General features: G+C 55.9%; 17 protein-coding genes. 4 read left to right on the forward strand and 13 right to left on the reverse strand.

Annotation, left to right across the window (positions count from 1 at the left end):
- The 4 genes from F6Y09_RS13525 to F6Y09_RS13540 all read right to left on the reverse strand — a co-directional run bounded on the left by F6Y09_RS13525 (window position 1) and on the right by F6Y09_RS13540 (window position 5177).
- Entirely contained in the window at window positions 1-807 is an 807-nt protein-coding gene (locus F6Y09_RS13525) for a Na(+)-translocating NADH-quinone reductase subunit C (protein WP_152207475.1), read from the reverse strand.
- On the reverse strand, window positions 800-2005 hold the full coding sequence (locus tag F6Y09_RS13530; protein ID WP_152207476.1) for an NADH:ubiquinone reductase (Na(+)-transporting) subunit B: 1206 nt from the start codon (window positions 2003-2005) through the stop codon (window positions 800-802). Before F6Y09_RS13530 ends, F6Y09_RS13525 begins: the two co-directional genes overlap by 8 nt.
- Window positions 2006-2009: 4 nt before the next feature.
- A complete protein-coding gene (locus tag F6Y09_RS13535; RefSeq protein ID WP_152207477.1) occupies window positions 2010-3356 on the reverse strand; it encodes a Na(+)-translocating NADH-quinone reductase subunit A in 1347 nt (448 codons plus the stop codon).
- 363 nt (window positions 3357-3719) lie between these two features.
- Window positions 3720-5177, reverse strand: coding sequence for a glyceraldehyde-3-phosphate dehydrogenase (locus F6Y09_RS13540; RefSeq protein ID WP_425481856.1), 1458 nt, complete (start codon window positions 5175-5177; stop codon window positions 3720-3722).
- 185 nt (window positions 5178-5362) lie between these two features.
- Here F6Y09_RS13540 and mfd point away from each other — a divergent pair, with 185 nt between their 5' ends.
- Together mfd and F6Y09_RS13550 are read left to right on the forward strand one after the other, a co-directional pair.
- Window positions 5363-8938 carry a transcription-repair coupling factor gene (gene mfd, locus F6Y09_RS13545; protein ID WP_152207479.1) on the forward strand — a complete coding sequence of 1192 codons (3576 nt, stop codon included), beginning with the start codon at window positions 5363-5365 and terminating at the stop codon, window positions 8936-8938.
- Window positions 8939-9022: 84 nt separating this feature from the next.
- Window positions 9023-9913 carry a CsiV family protein gene (locus F6Y09_RS13550; RefSeq protein WP_152207480.1) on the forward strand — a complete coding sequence of 297 codons (891 nt, stop codon included), beginning with the start codon at window positions 9023-9025 and terminating at the stop codon, window positions 9911-9913.
- Here the strand turns inward: F6Y09_RS13550 and F6Y09_RS13555 are convergent.
- The 5 genes from F6Y09_RS13555 to F6Y09_RS13575 form a co-directional block, all read right to left on the reverse strand.
- Window positions 9894-10664: an S-methyl-5'-thioinosine phosphorylase gene (locus F6Y09_RS13555; protein WP_152207481.1), complete on the reverse strand. Its 771-nt coding sequence runs from the start codon at window positions 10662-10664 to the stop codon at window positions 9894-9896. The two genes, F6Y09_RS13550 and F6Y09_RS13555, sit on opposite strands and share 20 nt — an antisense overlap.
- Window positions 10664-11893, reverse strand: a complete 1230-nt coding sequence (locus F6Y09_RS13560) for a mechanosensitive ion channel family protein (RefSeq protein WP_152207482.1) — start codon at window positions 11891-11893, stop codon at window positions 10664-10666. The genes F6Y09_RS13555 and F6Y09_RS13560 overlap by 1 nt, the downstream gene beginning before the upstream one ends.
- A gap of 33 nt (window positions 11894-11926) precedes the next feature.
- Window positions 11927-12448, reverse strand: coding sequence for a L,D-transpeptidase (locus tag F6Y09_RS13565; protein ID WP_152207483.1), 522 nt, complete (start codon window positions 12446-12448; stop codon window positions 11927-11929).
- A gap of 62 nt (window positions 12449-12510) precedes the next feature.
- A complete protein-coding gene (locus tag F6Y09_RS13570; RefSeq protein WP_152207484.1) occupies window positions 12511-13182 on the reverse strand; it encodes a TetR/AcrR family transcriptional regulator in 672 nt (223 codons plus the stop codon).
- Window positions 13183-13331: 149 nt separating this feature from the next.
- The gene (locus tag F6Y09_RS13575; RefSeq protein ID WP_152207485.1) at window positions 13332-14180 is read right to left on the reverse strand and encodes a hypothetical protein; all 849 of its coding nucleotides are present in this window, start codon (window positions 14178-14180) and stop codon (window positions 13332-13334) included.
- A 282-nt stretch (window positions 14181-14462) separates the two neighbouring features.
- On the opposite strand from F6Y09_RS13575, the gene F6Y09_RS13580 reads away from it, so the two are divergent.
- Window positions 14463-15077, forward strand: a complete 615-nt coding sequence (locus F6Y09_RS13580; RefSeq protein WP_152207486.1) for a riboflavin synthase subunit alpha — start codon at window positions 14463-14465, stop codon at window positions 15075-15077.
- Here F6Y09_RS13580 and F6Y09_RS13585 read toward each other — a convergent pair.
- The 4 genes from F6Y09_RS13585 to F6Y09_RS13600 form a co-directional block, all read right to left on the reverse strand.
- Window positions 15056-16204 (reverse strand): class I SAM-dependent methyltransferase, encoded by a 1149-nt coding sequence (locus F6Y09_RS13585; protein WP_152207487.1) that lies wholly within the window; start codon window positions 16202-16204, stop codon window positions 15056-15058. The genes F6Y09_RS13580 and F6Y09_RS13585 overlap by 22 nt on opposite strands.
- Before the next feature lie 210 nt (window positions 16205-16414).
- Window positions 16415-17440 (reverse strand): methyltransferase, encoded by a 1026-nt coding sequence (locus tag F6Y09_RS13590; protein WP_152207488.1) that lies wholly within the window; start codon window positions 17438-17440, stop codon window positions 16415-16417.
- A 9-nt stretch (window positions 17441-17449) separates the two neighbouring features.
- Window positions 17450-18127, reverse strand: a complete 678-nt coding sequence (gene can, locus F6Y09_RS13595) for a carbonate dehydratase (RefSeq protein ID WP_152207489.1) — start codon at window positions 18125-18127, stop codon at window positions 17450-17452.
- A 120-nt stretch (window positions 18128-18247) separates the two neighbouring features.
- On the reverse strand, window positions 18248-23134 hold the full coding sequence (locus F6Y09_RS13600; RefSeq protein WP_152207490.1) for an NAD-glutamate dehydrogenase: 4887 nt from the start codon (window positions 23132-23134) through the stop codon (window positions 18248-18250).
- A 223-nt stretch (window positions 23135-23357) separates the two neighbouring features.
- Between F6Y09_RS13600 and F6Y09_RS13605 the strand changes: the two genes are divergently transcribed.
- Window positions 23358-24320 carry an AAA family ATPase gene (locus F6Y09_RS13605; RefSeq protein ID WP_152207491.1) on the forward strand — a complete coding sequence of 321 codons (963 nt, stop codon included), beginning with the start codon at window positions 23358-23360 and terminating at the stop codon, window positions 24318-24320.

The following is a 24320-nucleotide window of genomic DNA, read 5'->3' on the forward strand; positions in this document are numbered from 1 at the left end:
TCAGACCTCCCCTTGGCGAAGTTTTTTCAGATAGGGTGCAAAACCACGATCACCCATCCAGTAGTTCACGAGTTGTTGAACACCCCGGCTGGTCAGTGTGGCACCAGAAAGCGCGTCAACCTTGTGCTCTTTTGCCTGTGCATTGGCGTCGACACCGCCTTTGACAAGCTGAATTTTTGGTTCTGCCTGCTCACCCTCATCGTAAAGCTCTTTACCCACCCATTGGGATTTCCAGCGTGGGTTGTCAACCTCACCACCCAGGCCCGGTGTTTCGGCATGGTCATAAAAACCTATGCCCTCAATGGTATTCGCATCACCCTCCAGGGACATGAAGCCATACAGTGTGGACCATAAGCCATAGCCGTGAATCGGCAGCACAACGCGTTTGAAGTCATCGCCTTCCGCTAACAGGTATATCTTGGCGACCTTCGGACGGCGCTTGATTCCGGCTTTATCCTGTGTCGCCGGAATATTTTCTGATAACTCCGGGTTGGAAGCAGCCTTGTACTGATCGTATTTCATCGGGTCGTTGACACCAACGGCGGACGGCTCAACGTATTCACCGGTGTCCAGGTCAACCAGTTTCACTTCAAACTGGCTGAACACAGACTCGATCTCGTCCGCACTCATACCCTGCTCATACATACCAGCAGCGGACAGAATATTGCTCTTGATATCGAGGTTCTGGTTGGTAATCTGGGCCGGGCGAAGCATCACCGCCGCGGCCGAGACAATAACCGAACATACGATGCACAGCGCCAGCGCCACCATAACGGTTCTGGAGACGGTTTCTTTAGCTTTAGCCACGTGCAAGCCTCCGTTTGATGTTGGCCTGGACCACGTAGTGATCCATCAGCGGTGCGAAAAGGTTGGCAAAAAGAATTGCCAGCATGATGCCTTCCGGGAACGCCGGATTGATAACCCGTATCAGAACAGTCATGACCCCGACCAGGATACCGAAGCACCAACGGCCGGTGTTTGTCATTGCGGCTGATACCGGATCGGTTGCCATAAACATCATGCCAAACGCAAAGCCACCGATGACAAGATGCCAGTGGGCTGGCACGTCAAACATCGGGTTGGTCTCTGAACCGACAATATTCAGCAGCAGACTCATTCCGATCATGCCGAGCAGAACCCCGCCCACGATGCGATAAGACGCTATCTTCATGACAACCAACACGATACCACCGGCCAACACCGCCAGGGTTGAGGTCTCACCCATCGAGCCCTGGATAGACCCCATGAACGCTGACAGCCAGCCAATCTGCTGTTCCAGCGCTTCAACACCGCCGCTGGCGGCCCAGCTCAGGGCTGTTGCGCCACTGAACCCATCAACAGCGGTCCAGACGGTATCGCCTGAAATCTGGGCAGGATAAGCAAAGTACAGAAACGCACGACCGGTAAGCGCCGGATTCAGGAAGTTCTTGCCGGTACCACCGAACACTTCCTTGCCGATAACGATACCGAAGGTGATACCCAACGCAACCTGCCAAAGCGGTATGGTCGGAGGACAGATCAGTGCGAACAGAATGGAGGTGACGAAGAAGCCTTCATTCACTTCGTGTCGCCTGACCGTGGCAAACATGACTTCCCAGAAGCCGCCCACTACAAATGTGACAAAATAGATCGGCACAAAGTAAGCGGCGCCATAGATCATGTTGTCCCAGATACTGCCGGCATCGTTACCCGCCAGGGCACCAATAAACGCGGAGCGCAAGGCGCCATCGCCCATCACGGCATCCGGATTGGAGGCCAGGAAACTGTTGGCCTGGAAGCCAATATTCCACATTCCGAAGAAAATGGCGGGGAACGTACACAGCCACACCGTAATCATGATGCGTTTCAGGTCAACGCCATCGCGAACATGAGAAGTAGTAGACGTTACTTTACCCGGCGTGTAGAAAATCGTGTCAACGGCTTCGAACAGGGCGTACCAACGCTCGTACTTGCCGCCTTTTTCAAAGTGATGCTCAATGCCATCGAGAAACTGTCGGATAGCCATCGGTTTAGCCCTCGATTTCGATACGGGTCAGATTCTCGCGAAGAATCGGACCGTATTCATATTTACCCGGACACACGAAAGTGCAGAGTGCGAGATCTTCTTCGTCCAGCTCCAGCGCGCCCAGCTTCTGGGCAGCCTCGGTGTCCCCAACAATCAATGAACGCAGCAACTGTGTCGGCAAGATGTCCAGCGGCATGACCTGCTCGTAGGCACCGACCGGCACCATCGCCCGTTCGCTTCCGTTAGTCGTGGTGGTGAAATCAAACAGCCTGCCTCTGGTGAGTCTGGACAGGTAGATGTTCAATACCGAGAAACGCTTGGTTCCCGGCGACAACCATCCCATGAACTCACGCTTGTGGCCTTCCTCCAGGATGCTTATCTGATTGGAGAAACGTCCCAGATAGGCGCAGGGGCCATCGCCACGACGGCCACCAAAAACCGAGCCCGAAATCACACGAACGGAACAATCGGTTGCGACCTCGCCCTCAAGCAGTTCTGTCAGGCTGGCGCCTATGCGGGTACGAAGCAGTCGCGGCTTCAGAGCTTTCGGGCCACCCACCGCGACAATACGGTCAACCGGTAATTCACCGGTTTCAAACAGTTTGGCGATGTCGATGACGTCCTGATAACCGATGCTCCAAACCACTTTGTGACCAGCGATCGGGTCGAGATAGTGGATATGGGTCCCGACATTGCCGGCCGGATGAACACCATCGAACTGGTGAACTTCCACGGCATCGGACTCTGGCACCGAGACATCGGAGCCGGGCTTGCCAGTAACAAAGACCTTACCGGTCGTCAACTTGGTCAACAGTTGAAGACCCTGCGCAAACGCTTTTTGGTTCTCGGCAATGATAACGGTCGGGTCAGCGGCGAGGGGGTTGGTATCCATCACTGAAACAAAAATGGAGTGTGGCGCCGAATCAATCTGCGGAATCTTGCTGTAAGGTCGGGTCTTGAAAGCGGCCCAAAGGCCGGAGTCAATCAGGTTGTCAACCACCTGCTGCCGTTCGAGACCCTCTAAATCAGCCTCGGAATAGCGGGCAAAGGATTCAGCTTCATCGCCATCAATCTCGACAACAATCGACTGAAAGATGCGACGCTCACCGCGATTGATTTCTTTGACCACACCCGCTGCGGGTGAGGTATACCGTACGCCCTCGGTCTTCTTATCCGTAAACAGCAGCGTACCGCGCTTGACGCGATCTCCTTCTTGTACAGCCATGGTCGGCTTCATGCCGATATAGTCAAAACCGATCAATGCCACGTGGCGAACGGTCTTACCATCTGAAATGGTCTGCTCAGGAGCGCCGCTGATGGGAAGATCCAGGCCTTTCTTGATTTTGATCATTAGCCGTACCCAGTCATCAGAAACTTTACGATGGATTTTCGCGTGCTGACACAACGGCCAGAACTTCCTTACGTGGCGATATAACCGACCTTGCCCGAACTACACCTGATCCAGATGATTGTTTACACGGTCAATTCCTGCGCCAACAAGAAGCAATGAGAGGCAGATGGCAGACGCACCCAAAATCGCGCCAATTATAGAGACTCGGGGCATCTATTTCCACCAGAACCACCCAGAGTTTGTACCTTAAAGTAACGGACAGAGGGCGGGGACTACAAGGGATCAGGCGCAAACAAGAAAACCCCCGGCAGCTCGCAGCCACCGGGGGTCGACGTCACCACGGTGACATGATGCCCGCCAGGATCACCGTGCCCGTGGTGGGAAAACAGGATAGTCGACACCTGCCATCTGATTGACCACGCGAATAACCTGAGCGCTATAGCCCGCCTCGTTGTCGTACCAGACGTACAGAATCAGGCGATGACCGCTGGCAATGGTCGCCTGGGCATCCACAATACCAGCATGCCGGGAGCCGACAAAATCGGTCGACACCACTTCCGGCGAGTTGACGAAATCGATCTGTTTCTGCAACTCGGAGTGCAACGCCATCTCACGCAGATATTCATTCACTGCCTCAACCGTAACCTCTTTTTTCACGTTCAGGTTGAGAATTGCCATGGATACGTTGGGGGTGGGCACCCTGATCGCGTTGCCGGTCAGCTTGCCTTTCAACTCCGGCAGCGCCTTGGCGACTGCCTTGGCAGCGCCGGTTTCAGTAATCACCATGTTGAGCGGCGCACTGCGTCCACGACGGCTGCCTTTATGGTAGTTATCGATCAGGTTCTGGTCGTTGGTGTAGGAATGAACCGTCTCAACGTGACCATCCTCAATCCCGTACTCGTCATAAATGGCTTTGAGAATGGGGGTGATAGCGTTGGTGGTACAGGAGGCCGCAGACAAGATACGGTCGTCAGCGGTAATCCAGTCATTGTTGATACCGTGAACAATGTTCTTGATATCGCCCTTGCCGGGAGCGGTCAACATAACGCGGCTGACACCTTTCGACTTCAGATGCAGCCCTAGGCCCTCTTCATCACGCCAGATACCGGTGTTGTCGATGACAATCGCGTTGTTGATGCCATAGCTGGTGTAATCCACCTTATCCGGGCCATCGGAGTAGATCACCTTGATGTAATTGCCGTTGGCAATGATCGCAGAGTCTTCCTGATCAATGGTGATGGTGCCATTGAAAGCGCCGTGCACTGAGTCCCGGCGCAGGAGGCTCGCCCGCTTTTCGAGGTCATTCTCGGCGCCGCCCTGGCGAACCACGATAGCGCGCAAGCGCAGATTGTTACCGCCGCCCGCCTTTTCAATCAGGATTCGGGCCAGCAGACGGCCGATACGGCCAAAGCCATATAGCACGATATCCTTGGTGCCGTTTTCAGCATCTTCCCGGGACTGTGTGCTGTACAGGCCTACTATGTCGCCGATTTCGGACTTCAGGAAATCCTCGATCGTACCCTGACGGCCACCGTTGATATACTTGACCGCGAGCTTGCCGACATCCACATGGGCACGCCCCAACTCAAGCCTGTCCATGGCCTCCAGCAGCGGCAGGGTATCCTGTACTGACAGTTCGGTCTGTTCTACTTGCCGGACAAACCGGTGTGACCGCAGAATGCCGATAACAGACTGATTGATCACAGCGCGCCCGTAGATCGAGGTAACTACGTTGTTTTTACGGTACAGGCGACCAATCAGGGGGATCATCGCTTCGGCGGTGGATTCCCTTTCCGTCCAGTCGGACAGGTGCTCATTCATCTGTTCATGACTCACGCTTAGACCTCTGCAGTTAGCACTCGAAATTGGTCGCATATTATCTTATTTAATCCCTACAATCGCAAATTAAGCGCCCGCCATGACACGGCCACAATCGGCCGCTAGAATGAGCGACCTGATCGCAACCTTACTCAACCGAATGCAGTCCCAGGAGCCCGCCGTCGCCCATGCCTCAAGACACTCTCAACGGTAATCTCAAGGGTAATCTCACGAACCCTGCCCGGAATGAACCCGCCGCCCGGCCGGGCTCCGCGCAGCATTCGCTGCTGGCGCCGCCATTCCCGGCCAAGGCGGCGGATCACCGGATATGGAGCAGCCTTTACGGTAGCAGCGAGGCCCTGGCGTTCTGCGAGAGTGCCCGCCAGCACCATGGTCTGACGCTGGTGATCACGCGCAGCACCGATGAAGCCATTCGGCTTGAGCAGGCCATGCGATTCTATCTCGGCCTGTCATTTGACGAAGATCAGCCCGCGATCACGCCAGATGGCCTGGAGCTGCTTTCGCTGCCGGACTGGGAAACGCTGCCCTACGACATGTTCTCGCCCCATCAGGACATCAGCTCAAGGCGGATACGCACCCTGCACCGGTTGCCCCGGACCCGTCATGGTCTGCTGGTGGTGCCCGCCCGTACCCTGATGCACCGCCTGCCGCCGGTGGATTACCTGCAAGGCAACACGCTGTTGCTGGAAACAGGCCAGTCCCTGAACATTGACAGTTGGCGCATGCAACTTGAAGCCGCCGGCTATCGTCATGCGGACAATGTCTACGAACACGGGGAGTACGCGGTCCGGGGCGCGATACTGGATATTTATCCCATGGGTGCGTCACTGCCCTACCGGATTGATCTGTTCGATGACGAAATCGAAACCCTGCGCACCTTTGATCCGGAAACCCAGCGCTCCGTTGACCGTATAGAACGGATCGAACTGCTGCCCGCCAATGAGTTTCCCTGGCACAAGGAAGCCCGCTCCGGTTTTCGCAACCGCTGGTTCGAGCACTTCCCCAATGCCGACAAAGACGCGCCGATCTATCAGGATGTCTCCCATGGCATCACACCGCCCGGGGTCGAGTACTACCTGCCGTTGTTTTTCGATAACACGGCTACCCTGTTCGATTACCTGCCCGGCGAGACCCAGTTGTTTACCGAGCCAGAACTTGAGACTGCCATTGATCAGTTCCAGGCCGACACCGCTAACCGCTATGAAGAGCGGCGCCATGACCGGTTCCGGCCGATTCTGGCGCCGGGGCAACTGTTCCTGCTGAAGGAAGAGCTGTTTGGTCTGTTAAAACACTTCCCCCGGGTCACCCCTTGCGAGCAGGCCCAGGATGCGGCTGGCGGACGGGAAATCTCCTGCAAAACCGCCCCGCTACCCGATGTTTCCATGGATGGCCGAGCGAGTGACCCGGCCCGACGACTGCGCAGCTTCATCAATGACTTTACCGGACGGGTGCTGATATGCGCCGAATCCTCCGGCCGTCGTGAGGCCCTGATTGAAAGCTTGCAGGAAAATCGGCTCAAGGCCCATACCGTTGACAGCTGGCAAGCCTTCCGGAATGACCCGGAATGCGCACTCGGCATCACCATAGGGCCGATGGAAGAGGGGCTGCTGCTGACCGAACACGGACTTGCGCTGATCACCGAGACCGCGCTCTTTGGTGAGCGGGTACTGCAGCGCCGGCGCCGGGACAAACCCACCGAGTTGAACGATTCCGGCTACCGGGATCTATCGGAACTGCGCATCGGTGCGCCAGTGGTCCACATTGACCACGGTGTCGGACGTTACCGGGGCCTTGAGACCATCACGGTCGAGGGCGACGCTGCCGAATTTCTGATGCTGGAATACGCCGGCGGCTCGAAACTCTATGTGCCGGTGTCCAGCCTGCACCTGATCTCCCGGTACGCGGGCAACGACACCGAGCACGCACCGCTGCACAAGCTCGGCACCGAACGCTGGAGTCAGTCAAAACAGAAAGCGCTGGAGAAAATTCGCGACACCGCAGCCGAGCTGCTGGATGTCTATGCCCGTCGCGAAGCCCGGAAAGGCTTCCAGTTTGATAACCCCGAGGAAGCCTATCGCGCCTTTGCAGCCGGCTTCCCGTTTGAGGAAACCCCTGATCAGCAGGCCGCCATCGAAGCTGTGCTCGACGACATGACCGGCGAACGCCCGATGGACCGCCTGGTCTGCGGTGATGTGGGCTTTGGCAAGACCGAAGTTGCCATGCGGGCAGCCTTTATTGCGACCTTTTCCGGTAAGCAGGTCGCCGTGCTGGTGCCCACTACCCTGCTGGCGCAACAGCATTATGAATCGTTCAGAGACCGCTTCTCAGACACCGCAGTGACAGTGGAATTGTTGAGCCGTTTTCGGAGCGCGGCCCAGACCAAAACCGCCCTGCAGCGCATCCATGAAGGCAAGGCAGACATCGTGATCGGCACCCACAAGCTGATCCAGGGAGACGTGTCTTTCAAGAACCTGGGGCTGGTTATCATTGATGAGGAACACCGGTTCGGGGTTCAGCAGAAGGAAAAATTCAAGGCGTTGCGGGCCGAGGTGGACCTGCTGACCCTGACGGCGACACCGATCCCGAGAACCCTGAACATGGCCATGGGACACCTGCGGGATCTGTCTATCATCGCCACACCGCCAGCCCGACGCTTGTCCGTCAAGACGTTTGTGCGTCAACGGGAAGAACCGATGGTAAAAGAGGCGATCCTCCGGGAGATCCTCCGGGGAGGTCAAGTGTATTTCCTCCACAACGAGGTCAACACCATCCAGAAAACCGCCGAAGATCTACGCCGGCTCATTCCCGAGGCGCGGATCGGAGTGGCCCACGGCCAGATGCGGGAGCGCGAACTGGAACAGATCATGTCGGACTTTTACCACAAACGCTTCAACGTTCTGGTCTGTACAACCATCATCGAAACCGGTATCGACATTCCCAGCGCCAACACCATCATTATCGAACGGGCGGACAAATTCGGGTTAGCCCAACTCCACCAGCTCCGGGGCCGGGTCGGGCGATCCCACCACCAGGCCTACGCCTATCTGCTGACACCGCCGCCCAAAAGCATCACCTCTGATGCCAAAAAGCGTCTGGAAGCCATTTCCGAAGCCCAGGACCTGGGCGCCGGGTTTATGCTGGCCTCCCATGACCTTGAAATACGGGGCGCGGGGGAGCTTCTGGGCGAAGAGCAAAGCGGCCAGATCGAAAGCATCGGGTTCACGCTCTACATGCAATTGCTGGACGAGGCGGTGACCGCCATCCGTGGAGGCAGGACGCCCAACGCCGAGCTTCCGCTCAGCCACGGCACCGAAATCAACCTGCGTATTCCTGCCCTCATTCCGGACGACTACCTGCCGGACGTCCATAATCGCCTGATGCTTTACAAGCGTATCGCCAGTGTCGACACCAAAGATGCATTAAAAGAACTTCAGGTAGAGATGATTGATCGCTTCGGGCTGCTGCCGGTGCCTGCCAAGAATATGATGCGCCAGGCCGAACTGCGCTTGCAGGCTGAAAGCCTTGGCATCACGAAAATAGACGCTGGCAAGGAATGGGCACGGCTTGAATTTGGCAGTGCAACGCCGGTGGACCCGCTGATACTGGTAAAAAAAGTGCAACACTCACCGGACCAATATCGCCTTGAGGGAGCAAACAGCTTCAGGTTCCGGCTGAAGGATACGTCGACCGATGGTAAACTCGACGGCGTTGCAAACATGCTGGGGCAACTGGCACCGAACTGAACCGCCAGCCCGCGAATTTCGAAAATACCGCCATACTTTTGCTGAACACCGGCATCCCGGGCGACTTTTATTTGGAGAACACCTTTGCGATTCTTCGGCTTTATGCACCCCAGTCAGATCCTCGGCGCACTTGTTACCGTCGCACTGATCTCATCTCCCGCCCTGGCACAGGACAGCAACGCCTACCGGGCGGAAATCGTGCTGCTCGAACGCAAGATTGACAGTGATTCAATCGAAGAGCAGATGGCCAGCAGGTATCCAGAGGTCGGGGATGCGGAAATGCGGCTCTGGGTTGTTGGTCAGGATGGCCAACGCCGGAGTGACCTGAAGCTGGTACCAACAAGTGAGTTGTCCCTGAACAACGCCGCTCAGCGCCTAGAGCAAAGTGGTCGCTATCGGGTATTGGCAAGCGCTGGCTGGTATGAATCATTTCCACCGGATTACAAGGGCGAGCCCCTACGGATTGAAGTCGGAGACTGGCTCGAAGAGGCCGGCCATCGCGAAATTGAAGGCAATATCCGGATTGAACGCCTGCGATTCCTGCACGTCTCAGCCGAGCTGAACCATTGGCAGCCTGCCACCGATGAGACCAGTGAGCTTGCGCAACGAAAACCAGACCAGGCCAACGGTGTGCCGGCGGGTGACGGCACCGGTTCCGAGGCAACCGGGCCGGGCAACACCCCGCCTGCAGAGGGTGCCATTGCAGAGGGTGCCATTAATGGGGGTGCCATGGATGGCCGCACCACGGAAGGAAGCGTCATGGCAGAGCATGCGCTGGCAGCCAATAGGATGCCGCAGCAGACCCGCAAAGAGCTGGTAACCTGGATCCGCGAAACCCGGCGGATGCGCAGTGAGGAAATCCACTTCATGGATTCCCCCACTCTGGGCGTGCTGATCTTCTTTAAAAAGATTGAAGATGACGAGAGTGCTAATAATGAGGGTGCTAGTGAGAGCGCTAACGGCCCAGTGAACTGACTGCCCGCTCAAGCACCGCTTTGACACCGGCCATGCCCTGATCGATGGCCGCTTCAATTTCTTCCATGGTAATGATGTGAGCGGATTTACCGGCGGCCCAGTTCACGACAAGGCCAAGGCAGCCGTAACTCATGTTCAGCTCAGCCGCCAATGCTGCCTCCGGCATACCGGTCATCCCGACAATATCGCAACCATCCCGCTCGAGTCTCAGAACTTCTGCGGCGGTTTCCAGCCTGGGCCCCTGCGTTGCGGCATAAACACCAACCCTGGAATGGGCCAGACCCAAGGATTCCGCTGCCTGAATCAGTGCGTGACGGACAGCATCCGTGTAGGGAAACGTGAAGTCGATGTGGGTGACGCCCTCAGCACCCTCTTCAAAAAAAGTGTGCCCCCGCCCCCAGGTGTAATCAATAAGCTGGTCCGGGATGACAATATGCGCTGGCACCATATCCGGATGAATCCCCCCCACCGCATTGACTCCGACCACCGTGTTAACCCCGGCTTGCTGAAGCGCCCACATATTGGCCCGATAGTTTACCTGGTGGGGCGGAATACTGTGGGGATGACCATGCCGGGCCAGAAACACCACCCGCTGACCCTGCAGGCTTCCGAACACCAGAGGCGCCGAGGGCTTACCCCAGGGCGTATCAACAACCTTCTCGCCGCTGATTTCCAGCCCTGACAGGGTGGTCAACCCTGTGCCGCCAATAATACCAACGCTTCGACCGTTAGATGGGATTTCAATAGCCATTAATCTGCCTCCCCGGCACCGTGTTCAGAATGAACGGACGCTGACGAATCCGTGACGGATGCGGTCTCTTCCCGCGCCGCCGGCTCATCCTCAGCATTTTTTCCGGACTGGTCTGCGTCTTTCGCTGCTACCCGAATACCATCCGGTAAATGCAAGGTGCGAGTCGGGAAGGCCACCTCTGCATCAAAGCCTTCTATGATGTCACTGATCTTGAGCAGTACATCCTGCTTTACTTTATGGAATTCAACCCAGTTCGTTGTTTTGGTGAAGGTATACACCATGATGTCCAGAGACGACGCATTGAAGCTCAGGAAATTTACGATCAGGGTCTGGTCGGCATCAATGTCGTCGTGGGACACCAGCATTTCGCGGATATCATCGACTATTGTCGCCATCTGGCTGACATCCGCATACCGGATGCCAATGGTCTCCGATATTCTGCGGTTGGTCATCCGGGACGGGTTTTCAACGGCAATCGTGGTAAAGGTTGCATTCGGTATATATAGCGGCCGTTTGTCAAAGGTTCGCACGGTCGTAATCCGCCAGCCAATGTGTTCAACGGTACCTTCGATGTTCCGGTCCGGTGAGCGCACCCAATCCCCTACTTTAAAGGGCCGGTCCATGTGAATCACAAAGCCGCCGAAAAAGTTGGCCAGCAGGTCCTTGGCGGCAAAACCAACGGCAATGCCGCCCATACCACCAAGGGCAAGCACACCGGAAATACTGTAACCAAGGGATTGCATCGCAATCAGCACCGCGGTAATCAGAACCACCGCACGGACGAGCTTGCTGATGGCGTTGACCGTGGTGTAATCCATCGGCTTTTTCATCTTGACCGGTGACGCCAGGATCTTTTCAGCTTCCTTGATCACCCCCAGCAAGGTCCAGACCATCAGCCAGATGAATCCGAATTCGAGCACCTTGTCGTTATAGGAGAACACTTCCGCTTCCGAATACCGGTAGGCGATTTCGGCAGCCCAGAACACGCCCTGTAACCAGACAAACACGATGGCAGGTTTGCGCACTGCGTGCAGAAAGGCATTGTCCCAAAGGTTGGAGGTGGCCTGGCATTTCTTCTCCAGCCGGTAAATAACCCTGCTCGCAATGAACGCGACTATCGCCGTCATCAACACCAGGGTAAATATACCGATGCTGGCCCGCAGGCCTTCTGACAAAACGCCCCAGTTACTGATCCACTCCGTCAACTTTGCCGGTAATTGCTCGTTCATTGATGTTCTCTGATTTATATGGAAACTGGCTGGTCAGGCAGCATCGAATTGGCTGGTGACGATATTCACCGGTACGCCGGCGGTCACGCGCTCGAACAGGTCAAGCACATCCGCATTTCGCATGCGAATACAACCGTGTGACATTGGCTCCCCCATGGGCTCGGTATCGGGGGTTCCGTGGATATAGATAAAACGGCGAAAACTGTCGACACCCACACCGCGGTTACGTCCGGATTCCCGACCACACAACCAGAGTATGCGTGTCAGAATCCAGTCACGATGGGGATGCTTGCGGGCAAGATCGGCGGAATAGATCTCACCGGTGGGACGTCGCGCCACAAAAACAGTGCCCGGTGGCAGGTCAGCACCAATGCAGGCGCGGATGTAGTGCCTGCCCCTGGGGGTGCAGCCGGAATCCTGACGCTCACCCGGGCCTTGCAGTGCTGACGAAACCGGGTAGACACGAGGCCCCGAATCGGGCGCGTCATATAATTGCAGAATCTGCGATGAAAGGTCTATTTCGATACGGGGAAAATGGTCGACGTCGGGTAGCATGACTGCAGCTCTCGTTGCGTTACCTGTGGTTTGCGCACAAGAGCGTAACCGACCGGCGGGAGTCAGGCAACCGAGGGTTTGCTGACCGCCAGTTGCATCGGGTCAGTGGCCTGCATACCGGCCGCCAGAAACGGCACTAAACGGGCAACCATTTCCTGCACGGTGGTTGCAACGCCCAATTTGTTTTGCAGAATATCCCGCAGGGCGTCACTGCTGGACATGGTGAAGGCGGTGGCACCCAGCATGAACTGAATCCGCCAGTAACGGTCCACCGCCGTGAGTTGCGGCGTCGCTTCCTTCAACAACCGCATGAAACGACCAAACGGCTGACTGTATTCCTGCTCAAGAAATTTGCGCAGATGACCCTGGGACTGGGTGTAGGCCAGACCCAGCAGTCTCATGAAAATCGAGATACCCCGGTCATTTCGCTGGGGCATGCGCACCGCGCTTTCCGTCAGCGCTCGCAGAGTCTGGTCAAGGGTAGGCGGCTTGCCATTGCAGCGTTGCTCGAGATCATCGAACGCCCGCTCTAAGGTATCTGAAAACGGGGTCAGGAAACGGGCAAAAACCGCGTGGATAAGGGCGTTCTTGGAACCGAAGTGATAATTCACGGCGGCCAGGTTCACACCGGCTTTACTGGTGATCATGCGAAGTGACGTCTCGGAAAACCCCCGTTCGGCGAACAATACTTCCGCCGCATCGAGAATACGATCAACCGTATCGGATTGCGCCATCTCATCCACCCAAATTGCCAAACAGTTGTTTGAAACATACGTTTGACAGGTAGCATTGTCAAGAATGGCGCAGATAGATGCACTATTAAAATGCAGACTCCGTCAATGTGCAACCCATCAAAGGTTACAGGTCCAGCAGTGGTAAGGTCTCACTCCCGTACGTCGGGGACGGCGGTAACTGTTTGCCACCCACGGTCAATAGCGGTTTGATGGCCTTCAAAGTAAGCATGCTGCAGGCGGTCATATGCCTTTTCCGCTTCCAGCAGATAAATCAGGTAGAGCCGGATGTGCTCCCGTTTCACCAGCGAGCGGGCAAGAATCCGTTTCTCCGACAGTCGCACCAGCCCGCTGAACCGGATCGATTTGAGTGTTGGATTGAATTCGGCCATCTGGGCACATTGCCACAGCAACCCTACCTCACCTTCGAGGTGCGCCACATGCTTACGGGCATCTTTCATCAGGCTTTGGCGAAGCATCAGTAGATCCAGACAGGAAGGTTTGGAGGCGTAGAGCCGCCTCACGGTCGGAATGCCGGCAATGACCACCAGCACAAAGACTCCAAACCCGCCGCCCGCAATCCAGGCTGGCACAAACCCCGTCATACCGCTTAAAAAAACCAGTGCTGCCAGGATGGCGCAGAATAACCAGATGTCCCGCTTGCGGCGAGCCCCGGCCAGAGCAAAGTTATCTGGCCAGCCTTGCATCGACAACGTGGAAAAATCCAGCAACAGCACCCGCTCGCATTGTTTCAGCAGACGACGCAAGCGACGCTGACGGGCTTCTGCCATGTCTGTGTCTGATATAACATCGGCCACTGGTGCAGCGTCTTCAGAATTTCGATTGTCCGGCTCAGCAGTGGCTTCATGAGCATCCGGCGCAGTCGGGGTGACAGAAACTTCAGGCACAGGCAGCGGATCAGCCGGCCGGCCAGGACGCAGCACCGGTTCCCTATCCAGAGTCCCGGATGGCCTTAGCTGACTGTCGTTGCCCTGCGCCATGGTATATCCAAGTGCGTGCCGTAACCCAAAAGCCAAAAACGATCGTATTTGGCGCCTGTTATTAGCTAGTGCCCCGTCTGGCTAATTCGTTAAGCTACTGCGAATTAGCCTGACGGGACACTGGTGTATCGCCCGCTGCCGGGTTTTCTTGAATCCGATGTTTAACCTGCTTGGCACTGGCAGATGCGAGGTTTATTCTGGGGCCACCAGATTGCAGGCGGACCACTGTTGAGTTGATCTCAAGCCACTGTCTGATCTCAAGCCACTAATCGAGGAGCAGGCATGTTTACAGGCATCGTCCAGGGCATCGCCCACGTCGAGTCACTGGAGTCCCGGCCCGGGCTGACGACTTTTCACGTGAAGTTTCCGCCAGAACACCTGGATAACATCACCATTGGTGCATCGGTGGCACTCAACGGTACTTGTCTGACAGTCACCCGCCAGCAAGGCGACTGCTTGAGTTTTGATGCCATGCAGGAAACCTTGCGCCTGACGACGCTGGGGGATTTGCAGGCCGGCAGTGCGATCAACTTCGAACGGGCCGCCCGTATCGGAGACGAGATTGGCGGCCATCTGCTTTCAGGCCATATTCATACCACGGCGGTAGTGAATGCGATTGAGCGCCCGGAAAACAATTGCGTGCTTTACTTCCGCGTACCCTCTTCCTGGATGCGTTATATTTTTCCCAAGGGCTATATAGCCATCAACGGGGCCAGTCTCACCATCGGGGAGGTCACCGACGACACGTTCAACGTTTACCTGATTCCGGAAACCCTGCGAGCTACCACGTTTTCCGACCTCAAAGTCGGGGACCGGATTAACATTGAAATCGACAGCCAGACCCAGACCATTGTCGATACTCTGGCCCGTATGGGTTACGACCGACGGAAATCCTGACCGGCCGTCGCTGCGAGCACCACGAATTTAGGGTTGGCATCAAGCTGGTTCACCAGGGGGAAAAAGCGTCTCAGACTGCGGTGGTAGCCCAGGTGCCGGTTCCCCACAATCAGCAACCTGCCCCCCGGTTTCAGATGATAGCTCGCCTGGTCAAACAGCCGCAAAGCAATGTGATCACCGACCACGCCACCTTCATGAAACGGCGGGTTGCACAAAATCAGGTCAAACAGACCCGCATCCGCCGGAATCCCGTCCGCAAAACGCAGTTGCGTGTCAGCACTGAACGAATTTTCTTCAATCAGCCGGGCCACGCTGGCAACCGCCTGGCTGGACACATCGGTAAAGGTCAGATCCAGAGCCGGGTTTGCGGTCAGCGCCGCAAGACCCAGCACACCGTTACCGCAGGCAAGATCAAGCACCCGGGCCCTGCCCGGAAGGTTTCCGGTGATCTGATAGACATGGGGCAGCAGCAAACGGGTGCCAATATCAAGGTGGTCCCTTGCGAAGACTGCAGGCAAGGATTCTATGACAAGGTCACTGTCAGGCAACGTATAGCCGCGCCAAAGATCGGGCCAATCATCGAGGCCACGGGTACCGGGTCGACAACTCACCACTCGTGACTTTTTCCGGGCAGGATACACCTGCTCAGGATTCATCAGCTCATTGAAGACTTCCACACTTCGGGCGGGTAAATGTTTGATCATACCGCCGGCGAAAAGCATCCCCTGGGGGCTCAAACCGGTACTGAGCCAGCGCAGGATGTAAGTCAGGTAAGCCAATTGCCGTGGAATACGCATGATCGCCAGGTCATACACGCCTTCCGGAGGGTTCAGCCAACTGAACAGATTGACCGGTGATTGTTGATTCACCGCTGCGTTATCGACGATGGCGGCATGGGCCAGCGCGCTATCTGCCAACACATCCGGGCTGAATGCTCCGAGCGCCAGAGCCAGGGCCCCGAAATTGTCATCGATCACCAGCACTCGCTGCCCGTCGCTCAAGGCAGAGGTTGCTGTCTCGATCAACTGTTCGTCCGCAGCATCCCAGGGTTTGAGCTGGCGGTCCGAAGCACCCGGGCGGGTCAGTTTCAGAACTGACCCGGACAGTTCAACTACGTTCGTTATCACATCAGTCAACCGGTTGAATCAGTGTTTTATGAAGAAGGCCGTCATTCTAGGCTGTTTATTCTAGAAATTAACTCTATTGTACTCGCCTAGGAATTGATTTCAGGTTGTGCTTCCCAGGTTGGTAGCATGACGTTCTTTGCCCCTGACCCCAGGGGCTTTTTTTTTGTTCAGAAAACCATCACGACGGAGATGTGACAGGCAATGGTCAATTCAGTGACGATTGGCGCTGTAGACAGAAAATCGGGGGGTTTTCATGAGTACACGACAGTTGCCGATGTACTGCTTGATCAGACGAGGATAAGGCAGGAAGCCGTTAGCCACCAGACGCAATTCGCCGCCCGGATTCAAATGTTTCGCCGCCTGTTTGAGAAAATCTTCCGTCATTGAGGTGTCAGTGGCGACGCCGGAATGAAAGGGTGGATTGGTTATAATGGTCTGATAGCGGCCAGTCACTCCATTGAGGCCGTCAGATGGCAGGATTACGCCGGAAACCTTCGCCCTGTCATAGGTCAGACCAGCGCAGGTCACCGCTTGCGCCTGCACATCAACACCGTCAACCGCCAGGCCCCAACGTTTCTGCAGCCAGGCTCCCATCACACCGGCCCCGCATGCAAAATCCAGTACCGGCCCCCTGGGGGCGACAGTATCCAGCGACGCCAGCAATAACGCCGTGCCCTCATCCAGCCGGCCATCACTGAAAATGCCGGGCAGGCCAGCTACCTCCAACGAAATGCCAGCAGAGTCCACCGTGTGCCAGCTAACCCAGGCGGCCTCATCGAAGTCAGTGTCAGCCTGGTCGGGCTTGCCCAGCCAGACCTGGCAATGCCGGGCACTGTCCATTTTTTCGGACTCCGGCGCAATTGCCTTCAGTTGTTTAACCGCACCAGCAATGCCTTCCCGCTTTTCGCCAATGAGCAGCAAATGCCCCCCTGGCTTCAGCAGTGATGCTGCCAGTCTCAACCGGAACGTCAGTTCTTCCCGGGCTTTGGGCAGGAAAACCACAGCAGTATTGCAGGGATCAGAAACAGGCCCGTTTGCGGGTGTTCCAAAAACACTCTGCCAGTTGGCTACCTGTTGTAACTGTTCGAACACGCCGAAATGATCGGTTATTGCCAGCCCGCCATCGGGCCAATGGTTTAACAGGTTGGCATCGCGAATCCCCACCAACACCGGACGACCGGTGACGAGATGGCGGTTACGGAGTAGCGCCTCGTATGCGTTGCTTAATGTCGACATCCGCTGGCGCTAACCTTTAACCCGACCGGTACGCACCGGCCGTTCAATCAACTCGGCGACACTGGCTTCCTGAATCGGCAGGCGTTCGGCGTCACTGGTAATACAGAGGCCGAAATCACGCAGCAGACCATCAGCCACGTCATACACCCAACCATGAACCGACAGGGATTGCCCCCTCGCCCAGGCCTCCTGAACGATGGAGTTCTGGCACACATGGCCAACCTGCTCAACAACATTCAACTCACACAGACGGTCGATCCTGTCAGCGTCAGAGGGCAGCGCGTCTAACACACTGGCGTACTTGTCCCGCACATCCTGCACATGACGCAGCCAGTTACTGATCAGGCCAAAGCCACTGTTCGTCAGGGCAGCCTTGACGCCGCCACAGCCGTAATGGCCAACCACCATGATGTGTTTGACCTTGAGCACATCCACCGCAAATTGCAGCACCGACAAGCAGTTGAAATCGGTGTGGACAACAACATTGGCGACGTTGCGGTGGACAAACAATTCACCGGGCAACAAATCAACAATCTGGTTGGCGGGCACCCGGCTATCGGCACAGCCAATCCACAGATATTCCGGAGCTTGTTGATTGGACAGACGCCTGAAGAACTCGGGGTCCTGCTTCTTGATTCCCGCGGCCCAATTTTCATTGTTCTCAAGCAGTTGCTTCAGTACTCGCATAAACAGATCCCTGACGTTAATCCCAGACCACAAATACCGGGATGATTATACCGGTTTGAAAGAAAATCGCCCGCCCGATGCCTGATATCCGGGAGGGCGCAATCGCCGCTGGGACACCGATCAGGGCATTGCGGTCTCTGACGGAATCAACGGGTTATATAACGTGGTCTGAGCCAGGTCCAAAAGCTCACGGAGTGCTACCGAGAACATGGCGTATTCCGGCGCGCGAACCCCACGAAGTTCAGACAGCATGGATTTCCAGCGCAAAATCATTGGCTCGTACTGGTCCATCCAGCTCTCGACACAGGCACCCACATCGCCCGGACTCCCTGCAAGCTTTAGCACCCCCGTCGTCAGGGCGCGCTGTTGCCAGTCGAGATCTTCCCGGAAGCTCTCCCTTGCCAATGCTTGCCAGTGGGAGGAGGGTGTAAGCTTGGCAATGGCAGTCGCAAACCAGTTGAGTTCCAGCCGATCACCCAGAGTGTAGTAGAGGTTTGCCACCGTCTTCAACGGCATGCCTGTGGATTCGTGAGCCTCGATAATGCCCAAGGCCGAGTAGAGGTGTGAGGTTCCGCTGACAACGGCGGCCAAATCATCCGGCACGTTTTTCTCGCGCATTTCATCGTAGTTCTTCTGCCACTCCGCTTCTGCCTGAGCGCCCAGATAGTCTGGAAGATTAGCGGTGATGCGGCCGATACTGTCCACAAAGCGCTCCATGTGGGATTGAACGTTGAGTTCACTGCGGCGATTGCGCAACAACCATCGCACGGCCCTGCGTATCAGCCTCATCAAATCATTCATTAACTGTATTTGCAGCTGAGCCGGCACCTTGTAGTCAAGTGCTTCAATCTTGTCCCACCAGACATCAAGCCGGAACACCTCCCGCGCGATGATCCAGGCCAGGGCAATGGCTGCGGACGAGGCCCCGGTAGACTGGGACAGGCGCTCAACGAAGGTAATTCCCATGTGGTTAACGAGATCGTTAGCCACCTGGGTCGCAATGATTTCACGCCGCAGCTGATGATTATTCAACTCCGCTGTAAACTTCTTGTTCAGAGCGTCGGGGAATACCTTATGGATTTCACCCGCAAGGCTCGGATCGTCAGGTAAATCGCTTTCGATCAATACTTGCTTGAGATCGCCTTTGACGTATGAGATCAATACCGACAATTCCGGCCGGGTGAGGCCCTGTTTCTTCAGTTTACGCTCGGCCAGAATTTCCTCATCGGGCAGGAACTCCAGTTGCCGATTGAGCTTGCCCTCGCTTTCGAAGGTATTCATCAGACGGCGGTACTCTTCAATGCGAGTGGCTGTGTCCACACTGGCTATGCTGATCGCCTGGGTCTGACGGTAATTGTTCTTGAGCACCAGCTCGGAAACCTCGTCCGTCATTTCCTCCAGCATAATATTGCGCTGCTTCTCGGTAAGGTCCCCGGAGGCGACCACCCGGTTGAGCAGGATTTTCATATTGACTTCGTGATCAGAGCAATCGACCCCGCCGGCATTGTCGATGAAGTCGGTATTCAGGCGACCACCCGCCAGGGCATATTCGATGCGACCCAGCTGGGTAATCCCGAGGTTCGCACCCTCACCCAGCACTTTGCAGCGCAGGTCCTTGCCATCTATGCGTAAGCCGTCATTGGTCTTGTCCCCCACATCGGCATGAGATTCGCTGGCGGCCTTGACGTAGGTTCCGATGCCCCCGAACCACATCAGGTCCGCCTGGGTCTTGAGGATATGGGAAATCAGCATATTGGGCGGCACCCTGTCCGATTTGATGCCCAACAGTTTTTTCATCTCCGCACTGACAGGAATCGACTTGGCACTGCGGCTGAAAACGCCACCACCGGCTGAGATCAGATCAGCGTTATAGTCCGACCAGGAAGAGCGCGGTAAATCAAACAGCCGCTGCCGCTCGGCAAAACTTTTAGCCGGGTCAGGTGTCGGATCGATGAAAATATGCAGGTGGTTGAATACCGCCACCAGGCGCGCTTTAGCCGAGCGCAACAAGCCATTTCCGAACACGTCGCCGGCCATATCCCCGACGCCAATCACCGAGAACTCATCCTTCGCCGGGTTAATGCCCAGCTCCCGGAAGTGCCGTTCCACCGACACCCAGGCACCTTTTGCGGTGATCCCCATCTTTTTATGGTCATACCCATTGCTGCCCCCGGAGGCGAAGGCATCCCCCATCCAGAAGCCGTACTCGGCGGATAATCCGTTGGCTATGTCGGAGAAAGTCGCGGTGCCCTTGTCGGCAGCCACCACCAGGTAATGATCGTCATCGTCGTGACGAACCACATTTTCCGGCGGCTTGATCAGGCCTTCCACCAGATTATCGGTAATATCCAGCAAACCGCAGATAAAGGTTTTATAGGCAGCAATACCCTCCTTCTGGAAAGCCTCCCGATCAGAGCCGTCCGGTAGTCGCTTGGCAACAAAACCACCCTTTGCACCCACCGGCACAATCACCGCATTCTTGACCTGTTGGGCCTTGACGAGGCCCAGGATCTCCGTGCGGTAATCCTCGAACCGGTCTGACCACCGCAGACCACCCCGGGCAACCCTGCCGCCTCGCAGGTGCACACCCTCCACCCGTGGAGAATACACAAATATTTCAAACATCGGTTTCGGAAGCGGCATTTCTGGGATACGGGCCGGATCGAACTTCAGACTGATGTAGGGTTTCGCATCCCCGTTCACATCAGGCTGGTGGTAGTTGGTCCGCAGGGTCGCCTGCATAAGTTCCAGATAAAGCCGCAGAACCCGGTCTTCGCTGAGATTTTCAACGGCATCCAGGCCGGCATTGAACTCGATTTCAAGCTTTTGCTGGGCTGCCCTGCTTTTGCCCTCACTCTTTGCGCGGGTCGGATTGAAACGGGCTTCGAAAAAATCGAGCAGCAAATGCGCCAGCGCCACATGGTTGACCAGGGTATTGGAAATAAACGTCTGGCTGTTGGAAATGCGGATCTGCCGCATGTACCGGGCATAAGTCCGCAGCACAGCAATCTGACGCCAGCTCAGATAGGAGGCCAGCACCAGCCGGTTGAAACTGTCGTTCTCGGCCTCGCCATACCAGACCCGCTGGAACAGTTCCTCAAAGATGGGCTTGAGACGGTGGATGTCAATAATTTTGCCACTGGCGGCCTGAAGCGAGAAATCATGAATCCAGACCGTTTTACCGTTCCGGTCTTTGACTTCAAACGGGTGCTCGCCGATGACACGAAAACCGAGCTTATCGAAAATCGGCATCACATCGGATAACGGCAACTGCTCGTCCGGGTGGAATAACTTGAAGTGAAGTGTGTTTTCATCTTCCTCCAGGGCCCGATAAAAGCTCATGGCGAGCCGGCCCGAGCGCGCTACCTCAATGATGTGATGAAGATCAATTGCAGCAAGCCGGGGTGAGAATATTTCCTTATAGCTGGCCGGAAATGCAGTTTCGTACAGCCGTAAAATATCGTTGCCCCGCTCTTCGCCAAAGCTTTCGTGCAGGGCTTCTTCCAGGCCGTCGCGCCAGGATTGCGCCAGCTCGATGATCTGTTCCTGAATCTCAGAAACCGGTAGTTGGCGATTTTCGGCTTGAGGCACGCGGATGGTGAACTGCACCCGGGCCAGTACGGACTCGGAAAAGTGCGTCACAAACTCGACATCTTCCGCCATCAGCCTGCTCACCAACACCCGCTCTACCTTCAGGCGCAGTTCGGTGTTGTAGATGTCACGGGGGAAAAACGCCAGGCAAGTCACAAACTCGCCATAGACGTCTTCTCGCATGAAGAGACGGATTTTTCGCCGTTCCTGGATGTAGAGAATATCCAGGGCGGTGCGGAGCAGTTCCTCCGAATCGATCTGGAACAATTCATCGCGGGGGTAAACTGCCAGAATCTGATCCAGAGCCTTGCCAGCATAATCGTCTTCGATAAAGCCTGAACGCTCGAGCACCGAACGCACTTTTCTGCGCAACAACGGAATCTTACCCGGATGTTCATGGTAAACCCGGGCGGTATACAAACCGAGGAAACGCCGCTCACCGACCACCTCGCCCCTTTCGTTGAACCTCTTGACCGCGATGTAGTCCGGATAAGCCGGCCGGTGTACCCGGGACCGCTGGGCCGATTTGGCAAAAATGAACACTTCATCAGTGCGGGTCATTTCCTGCCGCGTGCGCTGCGGCAGCTCATTCAGCCGGACCTTGTCAGGCCGCTCGTTGTTCACCCGGAGAATGCCGAGCTCGGAGCCGGCAACCCGCTGTACCAGTATGCCCTGCTTGGTTTTTACGAAATTGTATTCGTCGTACCCCAGAAAGGTAAAGTTATCTTCCTGAAGCCAGCCCACGAACTTGAGTGCCTCGGCGACATCTGCTTCACTGATATTAGCCTTGGACTCAGTGAGTTCGTTGACAATTTCTTCTGCTTTGCCCTTCATAACGGGGAAATCCGCCACCGCTATCCGGACTTCATGGAGTACTTCCTGCAGCACTTCCTCCAGATGTTTGAGATCTTTGTCGTCACTGTGACGGTCGATTTCCATCACAATCAACGCTTCCGGCGACGCCTTGGAGGACTTGCTATTACTGGCGTAAAGTTTTTTCAATTTGCCGGAGCGGTCCCGCTCGATCGGCAGGATGGAGTGGTGAATTGTGTGAGTACCAATCTCCATCTGGTTAATGGCAATGCGGATAGAATCGATCAGGAACGGTATGTCCGGATGCAGAATGAATATCACGGAGTGCGTCGATTGCCAGCCGTCACTTTCCAGATCGGCATTGAACACGGAGACCGGGGTCTCCTCCGCCCGGCGTTTCTGTATAAACTGCCAGGCGGCCAGTGCCGAACCGTAGACATCGGAAAAGCGACGACTCAGAAGCTCATCCAACGGAAGATGGGTAAAATGCTGAACCGCAAAATCGCTGATTTTTTTAGCTTCGGTTTTTTCGATCTTCTGGCCAAACGCTTCCGCCAGCTGTTCGAAAAACTGGTCCTTGCTGGACACTGTCAGCGCATTCATAGACACCCTCTATCTGTGTGAAATAATCGTAATAAAAAAGGCGGGTTGGGACATTGTTCCGGTCACCGCAGGCCCTTTGAGTCTTTCTTTAAGTTACATCGGTCGCGCTAAACGCAGTTACTATCACACCAGCATAGTCAAACCCTTGATTTTTGTCCCTCTGACACAAAAACTGGGCCGGTAATTACTTACAACAGCCCCAGTTCAGGAGCAGTATCTGCCAATGTCCCTACAGCATACGTTTGGTGAACTAAAAGCTCAGTTAGCGAAACGGATAATTGGTCAGGAAAAACTGGTTGAGCGTTTGCTGATTACCTTATTGGCCGATGGCCACCTGTTGGTGGAGGGTGCTCCGGGCCTTGCAAAAACCACCGCCGTCAAAGCCCTGGCAGACCACCTGGAAGGCGACTTTCACCGCATCCAGTTTACGCCCGACCTGTTACCTTCCGACGTTACCGGCAGCGAGATCTACCGCCCGGAAACCGGTCAGTTCGATTTCCAGAAAGGCCCGATTTTCCATAACCTGGTGTTGGCGGATGAAATCAACCGGGCGCCGGCCAAAGTTCAGTCCGCCCTGCTCGAAGCCATGGGCGAACGCCAGGTCAGTGTAGGCATGCGAACCTTCCCCCTTGACCGGTTGTTCATGGTGATGGCTACCCAGAATCCGATCGAGCAGGAAGGCACTTACCCGTTACCAGAAGCCCAGCTTGACCGCTTTCTGATGCACGTGACCATCGACTACCCTTCTGCCGGCGCGGAGCGTGACATTCTTCATCTGGCGCGGAACGATTACCGGCAGGGCCAGCCCGAAATCGCCATCAAAGTCACCGCAGCGCAAGTGTTCGAAGCCCGCCAGGCGATTAGCGAAATCTATATGGCAGAACCAGTCGAGGAGTATTTACTGGCACTGGTGTTAGCCAGCCGTGATGCTGGCAAACTGGACCCGGAACTGGGCCGCTGGATGGCTTTCGGCGCCAGCCCCCGTGGTACTATTGCACTGGATCGCTGTGCCAGAGCCATGGCCTGGCTCGACGGCCGCGATTTTGTCAGCCCAGACGATGTTCGGGCCATTGCTTTTGACGTGCTTCGGCACCGGTTACTGCTGACCTTCGAAGCGGAAGCCGAAGGCATGACACCGGATGCGATCATCCAACGGCTGATCGATTGCGTGCCGGTGTCCGCTTGA

It is taken from the genome of Marinobacter changyiensis, assembly GCF_009193265.1.
GTDB lineage: Bacteria > Pseudomonadota > Gammaproteobacteria > Pseudomonadales > Oleiphilaceae > Marinobacter > Marinobacter changyiensis.